The sequence below is a fragment of the Brucella lupini genome (genome assembly GCF_002252535.1).
GTDB classification, from domain to species: domain Bacteria; phylum Pseudomonadota; class Alphaproteobacteria; order Rhizobiales; family Rhizobiaceae; genus Brucella; species Brucella anthropi.
The window spans coordinates 1-3305 of the sequence record NZ_NNRN01000003.1; the positions used below are offsets into that span (position 1 = coordinate 1).

The window sequence follows — 3305 nt, forward strand, 5'->3', positions numbered from 1 at the left end:
TTCGATGATAACCGCATTGCATTCTCCAAGCCATCTATGTCTTTGACTTTAAATGGTATTGCGCAGGGCTATGTCACCGATCGCGTGACGGCATTGTTGCAAAGGGCAGGGGTCGAACATGCACTGATCGATATGGGGGAGTATCGCGCTCTCGGTTCAAGAGCTGACGGCACGGCATGGCGCATTGGCATCGCCGATCTGGAAGCCGGAGCTGCTGCCGAAGAGTATATTGAGATTCGCAATCAGGCGCTCGCGACATCCAGCTTCACGGGCTTTCAGTTCGATGAGTCCGGACGGTTTAACCATTTGCTCAACCCAAAAACCGGATTTTCAGCAGCACTTTATGGTCGCGTGACGGTGACCGCCGCAAGCGCCGCAATGGCCGATGCTCTTGCCACGGCCTTCAATCTCATGGACTCAAAACAGATAGAGGATACGCTACAAAAACTGCGGGGAGTTTCCGCGCATGTCGTTACCCGCAACGGTACAAACCTTCGCTTTCCTGCTTGATTGATCCAATTCGGTTTGAGGTGATCAGTTTGTACTGCAAACACAGAAAGCGGCACCAAGGGATCAATGGAACATCTCGGTTCCAATAAAGTTAACAAACGGGAAATATGCATGAATATGTCAATCGCAATATGCCAAAGGAGAAATGAAATGAATTACCGTAAATACATTATTGGTTTCCTTCTAGCGACGACTATGAGTGGTTCGGCCTTCGCAGCGGATCATGAGGTCGATATGCTTAATAAGGGTGCAGATGGTCCCATGGTATTTGAACCGATGTTGAGTAAGATTGCGATCGGTGACACGATTACTTTTGTCCCAAAGGACAAGGGGCACAACGCAGAGACTATAAAAAAACTCATGCCAGAGGGGGCTGAGCCCTTCAAGAGCAAAATGAACGAGACGAAAACCTACGCATTCGAGAAACCCGGTGTCTATCTTATTAGATGTACCCCGCACTACAGCATGGGTATGGTTGCCCTCGTTATAGTCGGAGACGACACTTCGAACCTCCAATCCATCAAGGACGCCAAACTTCCAAAACCAGCCCGCGAGCGCGTCGATAAAGCACTGTCACAACTATAGGTAGACGGGCAGCTTTCTAAAGATGATCGGACATGTGGAATCGTCATGCCGATGAATGATAGGATATCTCCCCCTCCCCCGCGCGGATATTACGAACTGCGCGGGTTGCTTTTGATGCATAGATGTAACTGTCTTTCACAGATTGTGGAAGGGTTGTCTCAGTTGTCTCGCATATTGAGAGCCGACTCGAAAATTAAGTTGAGCGATTTCAGGAATTTATGATTCTCTGTGGTTTACTAACCTGGTTAATTCATAGCGGATTGGATATGGCGCGCATCGTGCAAATTACCGTGTGCCGAAGTAAGCGTTTTTCACAGGGGGACATTCGCCGGTTTTAAACGGTCGTTGTGTTATCTGGGTTTGGAAGTTGCGACGAACGGGTTGAGGTTTCGGGGCGTTTATGCCCTTTTTTTAAGTTGCCAGCTTTGAAATGCGTTCGAGCACGAGGCGCAGGATATTCTGGCCTGGGCAAGAGGTCGGCAGATGGAGACGGATCTGGGTCTTCATTTCGATCAGTCGCGCTGCGATCTTGATCAGGCGCAGCCGCAATGTGTCGAACTGAGCGACGGCGAAGCGTGAGCGTTTCGGCATCGCAGCGCGCAGGCCCCACATCACTCAATAGGCTGAGGTGCCCCGGCAAATGCGGGTATCTGCCTGGGCAGTGCACTGCGCTTGGGTTGGAGGGCAACTGATAAGCAGCGCACTTTTTGACAGTGACATGATTCTATAAAACGGAAAAGCCCCGGTAAGGGAAGGCCCACGGCAGGGAACTCAGGTTAATGAGATTTCGGGCTGTATTTGCATTGACGTGACGGTGTGATTCCTTAGGTGCTCTGATTCGGTTGGGAGCACTGCGATGGATGACTTGGTTGTTCGGTTTGTTGGCGAGGACGCCCCTCGTGCGCGGCTGGCGCTGTTGCTGGAGCATTTTTCCGATCTTTCGGACGATCGCGAACCGCAACGGATCATGTATCCGCTCAACGAAATGCTGCTGCTGGTGACCTGCGCCACCATCTGCTCGTGCGACGATTTCGACGATATCGTCGCCTGGGGCCAACATCATCTGACCTTTCTGCGCCGCTTCTCGGAGTTCCATTTCGGCATTCCCTGCGAGCGTTGGCTGCGTATCCTGGTCAACCGCATCGATCCGATCCTGTTCGGGCGCTGTTTCGAAAGCTGGATTGTGGCACTGTGGCCCGATCGCCACGACCTCATCGCCATCGACGGCAAGACGGCGCGACGCACCCTCGACAAACGCAAGGGGCTGAAGGCACTCCATACACTCTCGGCCTACGCCACCAAAGCGCGCCTGACCCTGGCGCAGCTCTCGGTCCCCGAAAAGACCAACGAGATCACCGCCATCCCAGATCTGCTCGATCAGCTTGCCGAGGCCAGGCAACTGGAAGGGGCGCTCGTCACCATCGACGCCATGGGCTGTCAGGTCGAGATCGCCGACAAGATCGTCGGCCATGGCGCCGACTATCTGCTGGCCCTCAAGGGCAATCACCCGACCCTGGAGGCCGACGTCGCTGCCTATTTCAGCGATGCGCCGACCGTCGAGCTGGTCACCAGAACCACGCTCGAAAAGGCTCATGGGCGCATTGAGACCCGCACCTATACAGCTTCCGACAATGTCTCCTGGATCTCCTCGCAGCGCAGCTATCCTGGGCAGCCGCGCTTTCGCAACATCAAGACCATCCTCAAGGTTCACCCCCGCCTCGAATATGCCGACCGAAGCAGCAGTTCTCAGACACGCTATTTCATCTGCTCCGCTGTGCTCGATATCGAGCGCCTCGCCGCTGGCGTGCGCGGACATTGGTGCGTCGAGAGCATGCACTGGTTGCTCGACGTCGCCTTCAAGGACGACCTGTCCCGTTATCGCGCTGAACACGGTGCCAAGAACATGGCCGTAGTGCGCCGCTTCGCGCTCGGCCTCGTGCGCGCCAACAAAGCAAAGGGGAGCGTCAAGACAAAGCGCAAAACCGCCAGCTGGGATCCAAATTACTTGCTCGAAATCCTCCAGCAAAATTGACCGTTAACCTCGATTCCGTGCCGTGAGGGAAGGCCCAGGGCTATCGCATTTGGCCGATGATGGATCGAGCGAAGTCATTGGAGCATCCGGCCCGTTTTCTCTTGGCTCGGATCGAGACATCGGTTCTTGATTTTCTTAGGTCGTACACTCATAAATAGACTAGTTATTTGAAAGGATT

Annotated in this window: 3 protein-coding genes and 1 pseudogene; 3 read left to right on the forward strand and 1 reads right to left on the reverse strand. The window is 53.9% G+C overall.

Features of this window, described 5'->3' with window-relative positions:
• A partial coding sequence (locus CES86_RS00240; protein WP_208617808.1) for an FAD:protein FMN transferase occupies positions 1-510 on the forward strand: 510 nt, incomplete at its 5' end.
• Between the two features lie 150 nt (positions 511-660).
• A complete protein-coding gene (locus CES86_RS00245; RefSeq protein WP_094513215.1) occupies positions 661-1095 on the forward strand; it encodes a pseudoazurin in 435 nt (144 codons plus the stop codon).
• 411 nt (positions 1096-1506) lie between these two features.
• Here CES86_RS00245 and CES86_RS00250 read toward each other — a convergent pair.
• Positions 1507-1710: pseudogene (locus CES86_RS00250) on the reverse strand (transposase); the annotation flags it as partial.
• Positions 1711-1951: 241 nt separating this feature from the next.
• Between CES86_RS00250 and CES86_RS00255 the strand changes: the two are divergent.
• Positions 1952-3127, forward strand: coding sequence for an ISAs1 family transposase (locus CES86_RS00255; protein ID WP_094513216.1), 1176 nt, complete (start codon positions 1952-1954; stop codon positions 3125-3127).
• The last annotated feature ends 178 nt before the right edge of the window (positions 3128-3305 follow it).

Excerpts from the sequence above, each read along its gene's own strand:
- CES86_RS00245 (WP_094513215.1), top strand. The coding sequence starts at position 661 with ATGAATTACCGTAAATACATTATTGGTTTCCTTCTAGCGACGACTATG.
- CES86_RS00255 (WP_094513216.1), top strand. The coding sequence starts at position 1,952 with ATGGATGACTTGGTTGTTCGGTTTGTTGGCGAGGACGCCCCTCGTGCG.